Below are 13,333 nucleotides of genomic sequence, written 5' to 3'. Positions count from 1 at the left end.
TCATTAAAAGATCTGTAACTTAGGACACTTAAACTTACTCAACCGCACGTTTTTGTGCCTGATGTTACATATTGGTTGGCTATAACCCTTGACTAACCGATTCCATAACCCAGGTTTAGCCTGCTCAATCACTGCTTAAATCACGATTTCCAGCAGTTTAAGACTATATTAGCTAGAGTGAATCGATTTGCTTACCTGCAATTTATTCGAAATCACGATTATTGGAACAGAATGATTGAACGGACTGATAAAAATAGGTGCTACCCGTTTCCATCTTTGAGTATTCTCATAAAGCAGTCCTAAGTAGTTGCTCTTAAAGATAGAGAGTTATGTTGAATTTGACTGGAAAAAATGCCCTGGTGACTGGCATTGCCAACAATCGTTCAATTGCCTGGGGCATTGCCCAACAACTCCACAAAGCAGGGGCAAATATTGGAGTTACCTACCTGCCCGATGAAGAACGCCGCGTCAAAAAACTTGCTGAACTGGTAGAACCCGTTCAACCATCCCTATTTCTTCCCTGTAACGTTCAACATGATGCTCAAATTCAAGCTACCTTCGATGCAGTCAAAGACAAATGGGGTCGGTTGGATATCTTGATTCACTGTTTAGCCTTCGCCAATAAAGAAGATTTATCTGGTAGTTTTGTAAACACTTCACGAGAAGGATTTGCGGCTGCCCTGGATATTAGTGCCTACTCATTAATTAAGCTGTGCGCTGCCGCCCAACCCCCTAATGACCGAAGGGGGCAGCGTTCTTACCCTGACCTACCTGGGGGGAGTGAAAGTAATTCCCAATTACAACGTGATGGGAATTGCCAAGGCTGCTCTGGAGATGAATGTACGCTATCTCGCCTCTGAATTAGGTCCCCAAAACATTCGGGTCAACGCCATTTCTGCTGGTCCCATTCGTACCTTAGCATCCTCGGCAGTCGGCGGCATCCTGGACATGATCCACCATGTTGAAACCGTCGCCCCCCTCCGGCGAACTGTTACCCAGCTTGAAGTGGGCAACACCGCTGCCTTTCTCTGTAGTGACCTTGCAAGTGGCATCACCGGACAAATCGTCTACGTTGATGCAGGCTACGAGATTATGGGAATGACGGAAGGGCGAAAGGAGTAGATGGGTGGATGAGTGGATGAGTGGATGGGTGAGGGAGTAATGGAGTGGGGGAAGTGATGGAGTGGGGAAGTGATGGAGTCAAGAAACCTCGCTCTATTATCCCGTTACCCTGGCACTCCCTTCCCCCTCTCTCCTCGCTTCACTAACAACGAATAACCAACAACTAACAACTCCTCTAAAATCCCATTGCCTGGGCAACAGATTTCAAGCTGGGTTCGATGCCCTGTTTGAACTGGCTGCTGCTGTGTTTGATGGCACAATCGGGGTCCTTCAACCCGTTTCCGGTGAGGACACAAACCACAGTGGCACCGGGCGGAACCTGGTCTTTGACTTTGAGGAGTCCGGCTACGGAAGCCGCGCTGGCAGGTTCACAGAAGATCCCTTCACGGGACGCCAGAAGACGGTAGGCATTCAGGATCTCGTCATCAGTAACGGCATTAAAGGTGCCCTGGCTGGCTTCCTGGACGGCGATCGCCCGTTCCCAATTGGCAGGATTACCAATTCGGATGGCGGTTGCCAGCGTCTCTGGGTGTTCCACCGCTTTGCCCGAAATCAGGGGGGCTGCTCCTGCGGCCTGAAAGCCCATCATGCGGGGAAGCTTGCTACAAAGTTGATGCTGGTGATACTCACAAAACCCCATCCAGTAGGCGGTAATATTTCCAGCGTTGCCAACGGGAATGCACAGCCAATCGGGCGCATCTCCCAATACATCGACCACCTCAAATGCTGCAGTCTTTTGTCCTTCTAACCGGTAAGGATTGACCGAGTTGACTAGAGTGACCGGATAACTGGCCGATATTTCCCGCACAATTTCAAGCGCTCGATCAAAATTGCCTTGAATTGCCAGCACCTCAGCTCCGTAAAGTAATGCCTGGGCCAATTTGCCCATCGCAACATAGCCATCAGGGATCAGCACAAAAGCCCGCATTCCTCCTCGCCCCGCATAGGCAGCGGCAGAAGCAGAGGTATTACCTGTACTGGCACAGATTACCGCCTGTGCTCCAGCTTCTTTGGCTTTCGAGAGCGCCAGGGTCATACCCCGGTCTTTGAAACTGCCAGTTGGGTTCAACCCATCAAACTTGACCAGGACTTGCACCTGTTTGCCAACGATTTCGGAGATCGCCGGCACTGGGATCAAGGGCGTGTTACCTTCACGAAGAGTAATGACTGGAGTTTGCTCAGTTACAGGCAAGTATTGCCGATAAGCCTCAATCAATCCAGGCCAGCCCTGGTAGGAAGAGGTTAATTGGGTATTGGGTTCGGTAGAAAAGGTATGGGAAGCAGATAAGGTTACAGCCACGGTTTTTAGCGATCGCTTTAAATCAAGGAACCCTATTCCACCATTTGCCGACTAAAATGCTGTGTTGGATATCGGAATCTAATGCGGAATACTCCATAGTTAGAATCCGGAGCTCCTTCACCTGAACTTTACATCTTTGTGGTGAGATAGGTTTTGTGGTGAGATAGGTACGTTAAGTGTACCTCGATCCTTGTCCAATGCCTCTCAGTTCAATGTCCTGTAATACAGAAGCCTTTTTCGGATTAACCAGTTTCAAAAGTGGCCAGTCCTGATTTATTCTTTTGTAACAGAGGGTTACATTCTCTCGTAAAGTTCAGGTTAAGATACTTTTTGTGGTGTAAGTGAGTAAAAATGACCAGTCAAACATTAACAGCAGACCGTTCCATCTCTGCATCTGTCGCTACAGCACTGGTTTCTATTCCTGAAGCGGCTTCCTCTGTTGATCCTCGACAGTCTCGCCTGCTAGAGGCGATGAAAACCCAGTATCGCCTTGACCAGCAGGTGAAGTTTCTGCACCTGCAAGCAGAGACAGAATCCCTGCTTCAGCAGCTAAAAGCAATTAAACAGCAGCGTCAGGCGTCAGAACCCCCCTCTGACACGGCTGATAAATAGCACCCAGTGAATCAAGGTTTTGTAGCTATAGTCACCAGATTTAGGACGGGGTGTAGGGGTGTCCCCAACCCCTCTAAAGCCAATGTCTTAAGCAACCTGGCGACAGTTATAAATAGCTCATTCTCTGGTCTTTGGGGAACCTGGTCTTTGGGGGATCTGGCCTGAACCTGAACAAACGGGATGGCTTCTCATCACTAAAAAACAATTTCTGGGAGAAGTCTAAGCTCTATACTTGGCATGGGCTTCATCCGTCGGTCTTTGGTTATGCGCTCTTTCTGGTCTGATCCTTACCTTTGGATTCATCTGGCTGGCTTAGCAGCAGTTCCAATTTTTCTGGAGCTGTGTTTGCTTGGTTTTGCAGTCGGTGATCCAGTCCTGCCGGTCTGGCTTGAACTGTTTTTGGTATCGGCAATTGGGATTGTTCCCATTCTCTGGATGCAGTGGCAGCGTCCGTTTTACATCTTCAGTCTGGTCGCAGTGGCGCTCAAGCCAGAACGTCTGACCGATGACCAACGCCGTCTGTTAACCCTGTTTAAATCCCAGCGCAATCAAATCCTGGCAGGGGTAGTATCTATCCCACTGATTTTTGTACTGCATCAGGTTTACCAAATTGCCCCCATTGCTACTCCAGTGGCTCATTTCCCAACTGAATGGAGGTTTTTGGGATTGATGCTGGCCGGGGTTGCTTTTCTGGCCGCCAACCTGTTTACTCAGGTTCCAGTAAGTGTTTTGGGAGTCATGCTGCATTCGGATGCAGTATTTGCAGCGACGGATCCCTATCCTCTGGAACAAATTGGATCCAGCTTTTCCCTGGTTGGCATAAAGGTTGCGCAAATTTTGCCTCCAATTGTTCTGGAAACGCCGCCCGCACCCGTGGTTGCATCTTCGGTTACAGTAGTCGAAACGTCAACCCAAGAGTTAGAAACGTCAAACCAGGAGCTAATCGACACAATAGGCCCTGAATTGGTTAAAACAGAAGAACCCGTAGTTGATCTAGCTTATGCTAAAGAGGTAAATCACTCCGAAACTTCAATTCAAACCTCAAAGCAAAACCTGCCTGAGTCCGACTCAGAGACATCCTCCAATGGGAACTCGACGAGTTCTGAAGTTTCTTCCGAGGAAGACGTTTGGGATCTGTAAGCCATGCGCGGTGGATTTAGGCCGCCTCGACATTACCCCAGGGTACCTCTGGGGCGGCGAGTAGCTGCCTTTGTCACTGATTTTGGGGCTGTTTCGTTCCTCAGCTTGTTTGGTGGAGGAAATCTTTATATTCCTCTGTTTATTTTCTTTTGGTTAGGGTTGCGTGTGGTGGTCGTAGCGAGGAATCAGGGTCAAAGTCTGGGGTGCTGGGCATTTGATATGAGACTCCTTGATCTCCGGTACGGGGCGACTCCAGGGTTAATGGAACTGGTCAAGCGGGAGGCGATCGCCGGATTTGCTAGCTTGCTGGTTTTCATTGGGCTGGTTAACCTCAGTCCAACGAATGGATTCATTCTTGTCGCTCCCATTCCCCTGCTGATTGACTGCGGACTCGCTCTTTTGGACGCAGAGAATCGGCAGGCGTTTCACGATCGCTTTGCCCGCACCATGCTAGTTCAAACCAGCCGGGGCTACTCATTGGATATTAAGCTGAAAAAAATGTTTGCGCAACATCATCATCGTATGAAATAATGGATGTTTGCGTCTATGCTTTCCAGTTTGTTGACTTTGTAGGATTATGGCTAAGAATAAAGGCGTTCGCATCATTATTACGCTGGAATGTACCGAGTGTCGCACCAACCCTAATAAGCGATCGCCCGGCGTCTCCCGCTATACAACCATGAAAAACCGTCGTAATACCACAGCACGGCTAGAGCTTAAAAAGTTTTGCCCGCACTGTAATAAGCACACGGTGCATAAAGAAATTAAATAAGGGATAGTTGAACAATCAGCGCTCCGGGAGTCAGAAGTTACTGGCCCCGTTGCCGATCTATCCGTTGTCGATCCCTTAATAAAAGGGGGAATTTGACAGATCTCATCGCTTAACCAAGAGGCGTCACCCTTCCTTTCCCTGCCACCAACCACCGGATACCATCCCTAACGTTTACTACTGCCCGCTGAGTAACTGACTACACTGAATCACTGACTATGACCTACTTTCGTCGCCGCGTATCTCCCATTAAGCCAGAGGACCCCATCGATTACAAAGACGTTGACCTGCTGCGTAAGTTTATTACAGAACGGGGTAAAATTTTGCCTCGTCGAATTACGGGTCTAACCGCTAAGCAACAGCGTGACCTGACCCAGGCAATTAAACGTGCTCGAATTCTTGCCCTCTTACCCTTCATCAATCAGGAAGGCTAGTGTTGCAAACACTAAACTTTGCACATGGGGGTTGGGGGCTCCGCCCCCAGGCAGGGCTGGAACCCCTAACCTCCAACAAAACTTTCGTTTTGCTGTACTAGTGGTTTGTCAAGACTGTATTTTGCGGATGAAAACTCCAAAAACATCTGGAAATTGGGTTTTGTTGGTTTTAAGTAAGTAGCTAGTACAGCACGGCGGGAATACGGATACCATTCTGGCTCCCTCCGACTCCCCACTCCCCAACCCAATGGTTACTGGACTTATGCCATCGTCCACCAGGCGTAATTAAATGAAGGGTAGTTTCGGGGGTGGAGGGGGTGAAACCCCTTGCCGGGGGGCGCAGCTCCCACTCCCCCTTTACAATTAATTATGGCTACCTGACTTATGCCTAAAATTAATTCTGACTGACTACTAGGTTCCCTACGATGGTTGGTTAAGCTCCTGGACCCTGGGTGATTGAAGGAGCTTTGAAGCCCTCTATCCCCTTACCCCCTCGTATGCCAAATGGAGAAGGGAACGCTTGTTGAATTTCGTCTCAATGGTGAGCGTCGCCTTGCGGTTGCAGAACGTCCAGAGGGCAAAAAGCACTGGATTGTTTTAGATGAGCGTGGCCAATCCCATACTCTTCATCCCCGGCAAGTTACCTATGAGGTCGGGGATGGTTATAAGCCTTCCGATATTCCCCAGTTTCTTAAAGCAACCCAGGCAAATCTAGATCCTTCTAGCCTTGAGGTAGCGTGGGAACTTTTGGTGGAAGAAGGCGAAACCGTTGATCCGGCAGAAATGGCACTGTTGCTCTTCTCAGATCAAAGTCCCGTTTTTTGCTACACGGCCCACTGCCTATTATCTGAAGATCGGCTGTATTTTAAGCAGAAGGGTGAACGGTATGAACCCCGCCCCAAAGCTCAGGTGGCTGAACTGAAGCACCAGCTGGAGATGGAGGCCCAGCGACAACTGGAATGGGATGGGTTTTTATCCCGGGTAGCCCAGGCATTAACCGGGCAGGCAGTTGAGTGGCAGAGTAGCGATCGCCCCCGTCTGGAGGCACTGGAACGATTTGCTACTCTGGGAGAGGATGCAACCCACCGGACACCTGCCCTGGAAACCCTGTTACACTTGAAACGACCTGAGACCCCTGAAGCGGCCTTCCAACTGCTGGTTGATCTGGGACTGTGGAGTCCCCATGAAAACCTGTTTTTGCGTCGCAGTCAGATCCCGGTTCAGTTTCCCTCAAAGGTACTGGAAGTGGTACATCAACGTTTGCTCTCTCCACCACCTGACTTGAATTCAGACCGTTTGGATCTGACCCATTTGAAGGTGTATACGATTGATGACGAAAGCACGCGTGAGATTGACGATGGGTTGAGTCTTGAGTACCTGCCGGATGGAACGCAACGGTTATGGATTCACATTGCTGACCCCAGTCGCTGGCTTGAACCAGGAGATGAGTTAGATTTAGAAGCCCGGCGACGGAGTACAACGCTCTACCTGCCAACGGGTATGGTGCCTATGTTTCCAGCAGAACTGGCAACCGGACCCATGAGCCTTGTACAAGGAAAAGTTTGCTGTGCGCTGAGTTTTGGGGTGATTCTAGACCCAGCTGGCGCTATTCAGGACTATCGCATTCACCCCAGTCTGATCAAAGCTACCTACCGACTGACCTACGAAGATGTGGATGAAATGCTGGAGTTGGGAGTAACAGCAGAGTCAGAGTTAGAGGCGATCGCCCAGTGGGCCAAGCGCAGACAGGAATGGCGACAGTCCCAGGGCGCAATCAGCATTCATATGCCAGAATCTTCCATCAAAGTGTCTGACGATGAAATTATCATCCAGGTTCTGAACGACTCCCCGGCACGCCAACTGGTTGCCGAAATGATGATTCTGGCAGGGGAAGTGGCTGCCCGCTATGGGCAGACCCACAACTTACCCCTCCCCTTCCGTTACCAACCCCAGCCCGAACTTCCGCCGGAAGAAGAATTGCTCCTGCTTCCGGCAGGCCCGGTGCGTGCCTGTGCCATTCGTCGTTGTATGCCGCGCAGCGAGATGGGTATTACTCCAGCCCGGCACGCCAGCCTGGGCCTGGATACCTATACCCAGGTCACCTCTCCTATCCGGCGTTACAGTGATTTGTTGGCCCATTTTCAAATCAAAGCCCACCTGCGTGGGGAAACCCTTCCCTTTTCCGTCGAGGAAATGAAGGAGTTAACCATGAGTATCAGCACCACCGTCCAGGAAGCGACGCTCGTGGAACGACAGACCAACAAATATTGGGGATTAGAGTTTTGACGGCGCAATGCCCATGAAGTCTGGCAGGCACTAATGTTGCGCTGGTTAAGAGAACACGAGAATTTAGGACTGATTTTACTGGAAGATTTGGGCATTGAGTTGCCCATGCGGTTTAGCCGCCCCGTTTCGCCGGGCGATCGCCTGGAAATTAAAGTCCTTCACGCCAACCCCCGCCAGGACTTCATTCAATTCCAGGAAATGATTCATCAGGAACCACAACCCGCCACTAACACTAATTAGTGCGCCATGCAAAAGCCTGTAGCCGGTAACGTAATCGTAATAGAGGGCATTACTGAAAAGCAGTATGAATCGAAACGAAGTTTTGAGCATACAGTACCTATTCCATACCCAAATTCAGCAACGCCCTTCATCACGCCGTCGCTCGGTGTGATGAAGGGCGAGACTCAAGAGGGATCACCCATTCACTAAAGACGAACTCCCCGACCGTTGGGACTCTCATTTGGATAAGGACTGTTCTGAATCGAAGGGTAGGGGCTGACGGGAATGTCATTTTGACCATTGCCATTCTGGCTAGCTGGGCTGACTAAACCCACGGCTCTAAAGTGACCAAAAACCTTAACTGCTGTATCTACGTTGCTTAATTGATCAGACATCCAGACGGTTCTGCCCGTTCGCCGAGAAGTACAAAATTGCCCCTTCAAGCTGTGCTGGCTCACAACCTGGTTAACCAACTGCATCCGCTCGTCATTACTGGCTTCGATAATGACAACCGTATTTCCTTTGCCCAGTTGACGGCAGGGCCCAACTTGCTGAGACCTGGCTGGACTGGAAAACTCTATCCACACGGTACTAGCAAAGACCGCAAGGCACAAACCCTTTAACAGAGGACGTTTGGAATGGTTCATAGCGCTGCTCTTTCATCAATGAGGGGATACCGATGGTGACCGCCACCATGATAGTCGCGAACCTTTTGAGTGGCACGAAAGCACGAAAATATACAAGACCCAATTACATCCGCTCTAACACCTCAATTCCAAGCAAGGATAGACCAAGCTTCAAGGTGCGGGCTGTGAGGTCACAGAGAATAAGTCGAGAGGTGCGGAGAGGCTCTTCAGCCTGGAGGACGGGGCAGCGATCGTAGAACTGATTAAATTTTTGACTGAGTTCAAACAAATATTGACAGAGTCGATTTGGCAAAAGATCCTGAGCCACTTCTGCCAGCGTCTCACTCAGTTGCAGTAAATGTTTTGCCAGGACCAGTTCGGGCTCTTCTTTTAAAGACACCTGGGCATCTGACCCCAAATGTTCAAAATCAATTTGACCTTTACGGCTAATCCCTTGCACACGCACGTAGGCGTAAAGCATGTAGGGAGCTGTGTTTCCTTGCAAAGCTAGCATCTTGTCATAGCTAAAGATGTAGTTGCTGGTGCGGTTCTGGCTCAGGTCAGCGTATTTGACTGCACCAATGCCCACAACACGAGCGACGTTCTCAATAAATGTTTCACTCTCCTGGCGGCCTTCTTCCTGAATCCGGGTTTCCAGATCCGTTCGGGCGCGGGCGATCGCTTCCTCCAATAATTCTTTTAGGGGAATCGCCTCTCCCGAACGAGTTTTCAATTTCTGCCCATCTTCTCCCAACACCAACCCAAAGGGAGCATGAATAAACTCCACCTCATCCGTAATCCACCCGGCGCGTTTTCCAACTTGAAAGATCTGAGCGAAATGATTGGTTTGCTCCGCACCCACTGGATAAATCACACGTTGGGCTTTGTCTACCTGCACCCGGTAACGAATGGCCGCAAGATCAGTTGTAGCGTAGTTGTAGCCACCATCAGATTTCTGCACAATCAAAGGCAAAGGTTTACCATCCTTATTCGTAAACCCTTCCAAAAAGACGCACTTGGCTCCGGCATCTTCTACCAACAAACCCTGCTGCTCAAGTTCCTTCACCACGTCAGGCAGGAAGGGGTTATAAAACGATTCTCCTCGCTCAATAAAGGGCAAAATTCCCATCAGGTCATAAATTTTTCGATAAGAGCGGCTCGATAGTTCGCAGACAATCCTCCAGGCACGCAGGGTTTCTTCGTCGCCAGCCTGGAGCTGCACCACAGACTGCCGCGCGACCTCCCGAAATTCTGCATCCGTATCAAACCGTTTCTTAGCTTCCCGGTAGAAGGTAGACAGATCACCCAAATCCAGGTTTTCGGTACTGCTGAGTGCTTCAGGGTAGGCTGTGCGCAGATGGGCAATCAACATGCCAAACGGAGTGCCCCAGTCTCCCACGTGGCTTATTCGCTGGACATCATGCCCAACAAATTCTAGAATCCGAGCGATACAGTCCCCAATGACGGCAGGGCGTAAATGCCCCACATGCATTTCCTTGGCAATATTGGGGCTGGGATAGTCTACTATTACTCGTTTGGGGTGACTGACGGGTGCCACACCTAAACGGGGGTCTGATTGAATTGAATTAAGCTGGGTTTCCAGATATTCTGGCTTCAAGGTCAGGTTGATAAAGCCAGGTCCGGCAATTTCGGGTGGTTGACACAGATCGGCAACATCCAGATGCTGCACCAGTTGTTCTGCGATCGCCCGTGGGGATTTCCCTAGCTTTTTGGTGAGCGACATCGCCACATTAGACTGATAATCCCCAAATCTGGGGTTGCTGGCAGGCACCAAAATGGGGTCAATCTCTGCAAACTCTGAACCAAATGCTGCGACCAGAGCATTTTCGAACTGGGTTTTCAGTTGGGTGATCGTAGAAATCATGAGAATAGGTGAGGTGCCTGAAAAGAAGATCTAGCCACAATCTAGCAATATGGCCTCTTTAATTTAACAACCAAGTCAACCCTTTAATAAGGTGGGACAACAAGCAAACAGCGTGTATCGATTGTTGAACAACTCCCGCTTTAGCTATTTTTTTCTGGCTAAAATGACCAAAAGTTACAGGATGCAACGATGCCAATAGTTCTCAAAACCCTCAACGTAACTACGCTTAAGAAGAAGCCCATTCAGTCTTCCCAACTGCCTGAAGAGCAAAAACAGCCACTCGAATCAAATCAGCAATTTGAGGTTAGCTCCTTTGCAATTGAGCGAGATCATGTCAGAGTTGCATTTGCTAAAGACTCATTCAAAGGTTTTAATACCTGGTATGCCTTTAGCGGACATATTCAGATTATTAAAGATGGAACCGTTGTGTTCCCAAAACCCAGGCCCAGAACAGTTAAATTAGCAATTCCCTATAAATCTCAGCTAGATAACGAGGAGAATCCAACGGGTTCTTGCAATGTCACTTCTCTAGCCATGTGTCTGGAGTTTTTGGGAGCCAGGCGTAAAACAACAATGGGGCAGTTTGAGGATGAGCTTTACCGCTATGCCATTAATCAGGGGCTGAGCCGACATGACCCCCACGATTTGGCCATTATTGTGGAGAATTATGGTTGCCGTGACGACTTTCGTACCAACGCCACCATTGAGCAGGTGCAAGCCTGGCTAGCCGATGGTAAACCCGCTGTGACCCACGGTTATTTCACCTCCTTCGGTCACATTGTAGTCCTCGCTGGTTTTGACGAGAGGAGTTTTCTGGTTCATGATCCCTACGGGGAGTGGACGCCCAGTGGCTACCGAACTGATTTAAGTGGTAAGTATGTGAACTATTCCTACACAATGATTAGAAACCTTTGCATCCCCGACGGTAGTTTCTGGGTTCACTTTATTTCAAAGAAAGCAGGATAGTAATTTTCCCTGTTCCGGTTTTGATCCACTCATTACCCTGTAAGGTTCATTACCCTGCAAGGTTTTGAATTCTCTGTGGCGATCGCTTTAAGAACAGCGACGCTCTACAGGAGAATCCCCTATCCCATTGTTCGTCAAGCCCTGGCAAATTTTCTCCAAATAGATTACGAACTCTGTTCCAAATCTCCACAACAGGATCTTTGGTAGAAGGACTATATAAAGGGGACGTCACTGTGGGGGTACTGAAATAGCATATAGCAATTATTCGATGCGCATACTTAAATCCAACCATGTCGCTCGTGTAACGGGAGCGCTACTCGAAATATAGTCAACCCCGGTCTTTGCTACTGAGCGAATCGTCTCTAACGTAATATTGCCAGAGGCTTCAATCTTAATCCGCTCATTTGCTTGACGAATCATTTTAACAGCCTGTTTCATCATTTCTGGTAGCATGTTGTCCAGCATAATAATGTCCGCTCCATACTTTATAGCCTCCTCCACCATATCTAGGTTTTCAGTTTCTACTTCAATCGTGAGTGGGTAAGGGATATGGGCGCGAATTTGAGCGATTGCCTTCCCAATTCCCCCGGCTGCTGCGATGTGGTTATCCTTAATCATCACTGCATCATCCAACCCCATCCGGTGATTCATCGCTCCCCCCACCTGTGTTGCGTATTTCTCCAACAATCTCAAACCGGGGGTTGTCTTACGGGTATCTACTAATTGAGCGGGTAAATCCTTAATCAGGTCTACATACTGGCGCGTCATCGTCGCAATTCCGCTCAACCGCATAGTCAGATTCAACGCAGTCCGCTCCCCCATTAGCAGTGCTTCCAGAGAACCTTCCAGGTATGCGATCGCTTGTCCCCGTTCACAAACCTCTCCCTCGGCGATCTTTGAGATCAGCGTCAACTGCGGATCGAGAAGCTGAAACACACGGGCTGCAATTGGCAATCCAGCCACAATTCCAGTTTCTCTGGCAATCCATTTCGCTTGCCCAACTTTATTAGCCGGAAGAGCAAGGGGCTGAGTGGTGCGATCGCCTCGCCCGATATCCTCCATTAGCCAGCCTTGCAATAATTGATCCAGTACCAAAAACGGCGGTAACACAGCGGTTGAATTGCTCATCACTCAACATTTATGACCAAACTACTGGTTGACACAATCAATTCCCAAATCGGGCGTATTCTAATCGTGACTGATAGCGAACATCTCTGCATGCTCGATTTTGCAGCTTGCGAAGCGCGTATAATGCACTTTCTTCAGAGGCGCTATCAACATTTGATCTAATTGCAACCAGCAATCCTCAAGGCTTCAGCCAACGCATTCAAGCCTACCTTACAGGCAATTACCACAGCATTGACGAGATTCCTGTCAACCCCGGCGGTACTCCCTTCCAACAGCAAGTCTAGTCGGCCCTCCGCACCATCCCACCTGGGATTACCCTTTCCTACAGGGAACTGGAAGCCAGAATTGATAAACCCACTGCCTATCGCGCAGTTGGCATGGCAAATTCTCAGAATCCAGTCGCGATCCTCCTACCCTGCCATCGTGTCGTAGGTACAGATGGTAGCTTAACAGGCTACACCGGAGGCATTGAACGCAAACGCTGGCTACTTCAACATGAGGGAGTCGATTGCTCAAAATTCAATAACCAGGATTCAGTCAGGTTATAGATCCAGTCTCTAACTGAATCAACTCCTGATTGATTACCCCATTGATTACCCCAGGCTCTACAACCACCGCATATTATTTTTGAAAACGCTAGCTATAGTGCACATCTTGTGATGCGTAACGTATCTCAAAATACTTTCTCTCTTAGAGGTTCAACTCCTTGGTGTGATAGAGTCCTTGATTAGCAGAGGTTTGAGCAATCGCTTCAAAAAACTTTCAGATTTTTTTCAGAAAAACAGTTGACACTCCATCTAGAGTTCGCTACATTAAATAAGCACGGTGAAGCAAACGACGCGAGAG

17 protein-coding genes are annotated in these 13,333 nt (G+C 49.1%); 12 read left to right on the top strand and 5 right to left on the bottom strand.

The window, feature by feature from the left end; translation table 11 throughout:
* Nucleotides 1-329 precede the first annotated feature (329 nt).
* Entirely contained in the window at nt 330-860 is a 531-nt protein-coding gene (locus tag P4D80_RS15520; protein ID WP_421654910.1) for an SDR family oxidoreductase, read from the top strand.
* Complete coding sequence (locus tag P4D80_RS15515; protein ID WP_421654909.1) at nt 781-1,122, top strand: SDR family oxidoreductase; 342 nt, start codon at nt 781-783, stop codon at nt 1,120-1,122. Before P4D80_RS15520 ends, P4D80_RS15515 begins: the two co-directional genes overlap by 80 nt.
* Before the next feature lie 175 nt (nt 1,123-1,297).
* On the opposite strand, the gene thrC is transcribed toward P4D80_RS15515, so the two are convergent.
* On the bottom strand, nt 1,298-2,338 hold the full coding sequence (gene thrC / locus P4D80_RS15510) for a threonine synthase (protein WP_421659543.1): 1,041 nt from the start codon (nt 2,336-2,338) through the stop codon (nt 1,298-1,300).
* A gap of 435 nt (nt 2,339-2,773) precedes the next feature.
* Between thrC and P4D80_RS15505 the strand changes: the two genes are divergently transcribed.
* From P4D80_RS15505 to P4D80_RS15480, 6 genes are all read left to right on the top strand, one after another.
* Nucleotides 2,774-3,034 carry a hypothetical protein gene (locus P4D80_RS15505; RefSeq protein ID WP_421654908.1) on the top strand — a complete coding sequence of 87 codons (261 nt, stop codon included), beginning with the start codon at nt 2,774-2,776 and terminating at the stop codon, nt 3,032-3,034.
* Nucleotides 3,035-3,298: 264 nt separating this feature from the next.
* Complete coding sequence (locus P4D80_RS15500) at nt 3,299-4,174, top strand: low-complexity tail membrane protein (RefSeq protein ID WP_421654907.1); 876 nt, start codon at nt 3,299-3,301, stop codon at nt 4,172-4,174.
* Between the two features lie 3 nt (nt 4,175-4,177).
* On the top strand, nt 4,178-4,705 hold the full coding sequence (locus tag P4D80_RS15495; protein ID WP_421654906.1) for an RDD family protein: 528 nt from the start codon (nt 4,178-4,180) through the stop codon (nt 4,703-4,705).
* A gap of 46 nt (nt 4,706-4,751) precedes the next feature.
* Nucleotides 4,752-4,946 (top strand): 50S ribosomal protein L33, encoded by a 195-nt coding sequence (gene rpmG, locus P4D80_RS15490; protein ID WP_421654905.1) that lies wholly within the window; start codon nt 4,752-4,754, stop codon nt 4,944-4,946.
* A gap of 215 nt (nt 4,947-5,161) precedes the next feature.
* Complete coding sequence (rpsR, locus tag P4D80_RS15485) at nt 5,162-5,377, top strand: 30S ribosomal protein S18 (RefSeq protein ID WP_223047631.1); 216 nt, start codon at nt 5,162-5,164, stop codon at nt 5,375-5,377.
* A gap of 504 nt (nt 5,378-5,881) precedes the next feature.
* Entirely contained in the window at nt 5,882-7,663 is a 1,782-nt protein-coding gene (locus P4D80_RS15480) for a ribonuclease catalytic domain-containing protein (RefSeq protein ID WP_421654904.1), read from the top strand.
* A 75-nt stretch (nt 7,664-7,738) separates the two neighbouring features.
* Here the strand turns inward: P4D80_RS15480 and P4D80_RS15475 are convergent, their stop codons facing one another.
* The 3 genes from P4D80_RS15475 to argS form a co-directional block, all read right to left on the bottom strand.
* A complete protein-coding gene (locus P4D80_RS15475) occupies nt 7,739-7,993 on the bottom strand; it encodes a hypothetical protein (protein ID WP_421654903.1) in 255 nt (84 codons plus the stop codon).
* Nucleotides 7,994-8,088: 95 nt separating this feature from the next.
* On the bottom strand, nt 8,089-8,529 hold the full coding sequence (locus P4D80_RS15470) for a hypothetical protein (RefSeq protein ID WP_421654902.1): 441 nt from the start codon (nt 8,527-8,529) through the stop codon (nt 8,089-8,091).
* 103 nt (nt 8,530-8,632) lie between these two features.
* Nucleotides 8,633-10,393, bottom strand: a complete 1,761-nt coding sequence (gene argS / locus P4D80_RS15465) for an arginine--tRNA ligase (RefSeq protein WP_421654901.1) — start codon at nt 10,391-10,393, stop codon at nt 8,633-8,635.
* Between the two features lie 189 nt (nt 10,394-10,582).
* On the opposite strand from argS, the gene P4D80_RS15460 reads away from it, so the two are divergent.
* The gene (locus P4D80_RS15460) at nt 10,583-11,359 is read left to right on the top strand and encodes a C39 family peptidase (protein ID WP_421654900.1); all 777 of its coding nucleotides are present in this window, start codon (nt 10,583-10,585) and stop codon (nt 11,357-11,359) included.
* Between the two features lie 261 nt (nt 11,360-11,620).
* Here P4D80_RS15460 and nadC read toward each other — a convergent pair whose 3' ends face one another.
* Nucleotides 11,621-12,487, bottom strand: coding sequence for a carboxylating nicotinate-nucleotide diphosphorylase (gene nadC / locus P4D80_RS15455; protein ID WP_421654899.1), 867 nt, complete (start codon nt 12,485-12,487; stop codon nt 11,621-11,623).
* Nucleotides 12,488-12,499: 12 nt separating this feature from the next.
* Between nadC and P4D80_RS15450 the strand changes: the two genes are divergently transcribed.
* From P4D80_RS15450 to P4D80_RS15440, 3 genes are read left to right on the top strand one after another with little or no spacing between them, the layout of a single operon-like run.
* A complete protein-coding gene (locus P4D80_RS15450) occupies nt 12,500-12,649 on the top strand; it encodes a hypothetical protein (RefSeq protein ID WP_421654898.1) in 150 nt (49 codons plus the stop codon).
* On the top strand, nt 12,595-12,771 hold the full coding sequence (locus P4D80_RS15445) for a hypothetical protein (RefSeq protein ID WP_421659615.1): 177 nt from the start codon (nt 12,595-12,597) through the stop codon (nt 12,769-12,771). The genes P4D80_RS15450 and P4D80_RS15445 overlap by 55 nt, the downstream gene beginning before the upstream one ends.
* Before the next feature lie 15 nt (nt 12,772-12,786).
* Nucleotides 12,787-13,035, top strand: a complete 249-nt coding sequence (locus P4D80_RS15440; protein ID WP_421659542.1) for a methylated-DNA--[protein]-cysteine S-methyltransferase — start codon at nt 12,787-12,789, stop codon at nt 13,033-13,035.
* The last annotated feature ends 298 nt before the right edge of the window (nt 13,036-13,333 follow it).

This window comes from Leptothermofonsia sp. ETS-13, from assembly GCF_049200465.1.
In the GTDB taxonomy this organism is placed as follows: Bacteria; Cyanobacteriota; Cyanobacteriia; order Leptolyngbyales; family Leptolyngbyaceae; genus Leptothermofonsia.
Note: the sequence above shows the minus strand (reverse complement) of the source record. Positions and strands in the feature narration are given on the sequence as shown.

Bases quoted from the DNA above. Each gene is read 5' to 3' on its own strand.
- P4D80_RS15520 (WP_421654910.1), top strand. From the start codon at position 330: ATGTTGAATTTGACTGGAAAAAATGCCCTGGTGACTGGCATTGCCAAC.
- P4D80_RS15505 (WP_421654908.1), top strand. From the start codon at position 2,774: ATGACCAGTCAAACATTAACAGCAGACCGTTCCATCTCTGCATCTGTC.
- P4D80_RS15500 (WP_421654907.1), top strand. From the start codon at position 3,299: ATGCGCTCTTTCTGGTCTGATCCTTACCTTTGGATTCATCTGGCTGGC.
- P4D80_RS15495 (WP_421654906.1), top strand. From the start codon at position 4,178: ATGCGCGGTGGATTTAGGCCGCCTCGACATTACCCCAGGGTACCTCTG.
- rpmG (WP_421654905.1), top strand. From the start codon at position 4,752: ATGGCTAAGAATAAAGGCGTTCGCATCATTATTACGCTGGAATGTACC.
- rpsR (WP_223047631.1), top strand. From the start codon at position 5,162: ATGACCTACTTTCGTCGCCGCGTATCTCCCATTAAGCCAGAGGACCCC.
- P4D80_RS15480 (WP_421654904.1), top strand. From the start codon at position 5,882: ATGGAGAAGGGAACGCTTGTTGAATTTCGTCTCAATGGTGAGCGTCGC.
- P4D80_RS15475 (WP_421654903.1), bottom strand. From the start codon at position 7,993: ATGCTCAAAACTTCGTTTCGATTCATACTGCTTTTCAGTAATGCCCTC.
- P4D80_RS15470 (WP_421654902.1), bottom strand. From the start codon at position 8,529: ATGAACCATTCCAAACGTCCTCTGTTAAAGGGTTTGTGCCTTGCGGTC.
- argS (WP_421654901.1), bottom strand. From the start codon at position 10,393: ATGATTTCTACGATCACCCAACTGAAAACCCAGTTCGAAAATGCTCTG.
- P4D80_RS15460 (WP_421654900.1), top strand. From the start codon at position 10,583: ATGCCAATAGTTCTCAAAACCCTCAACGTAACTACGCTTAAGAAGAAG.
- nadC (WP_421654899.1), bottom strand. From the start codon at position 12,487: ATGAGCAATTCAACCGCTGTGTTACCGCCGTTTTTGGTACTGGATCAA.
- P4D80_RS15450 (WP_421654898.1), top strand. From the start codon at position 12,500: ATGACCAAACTACTGGTTGACACAATCAATTCCCAAATCGGGCGTATT.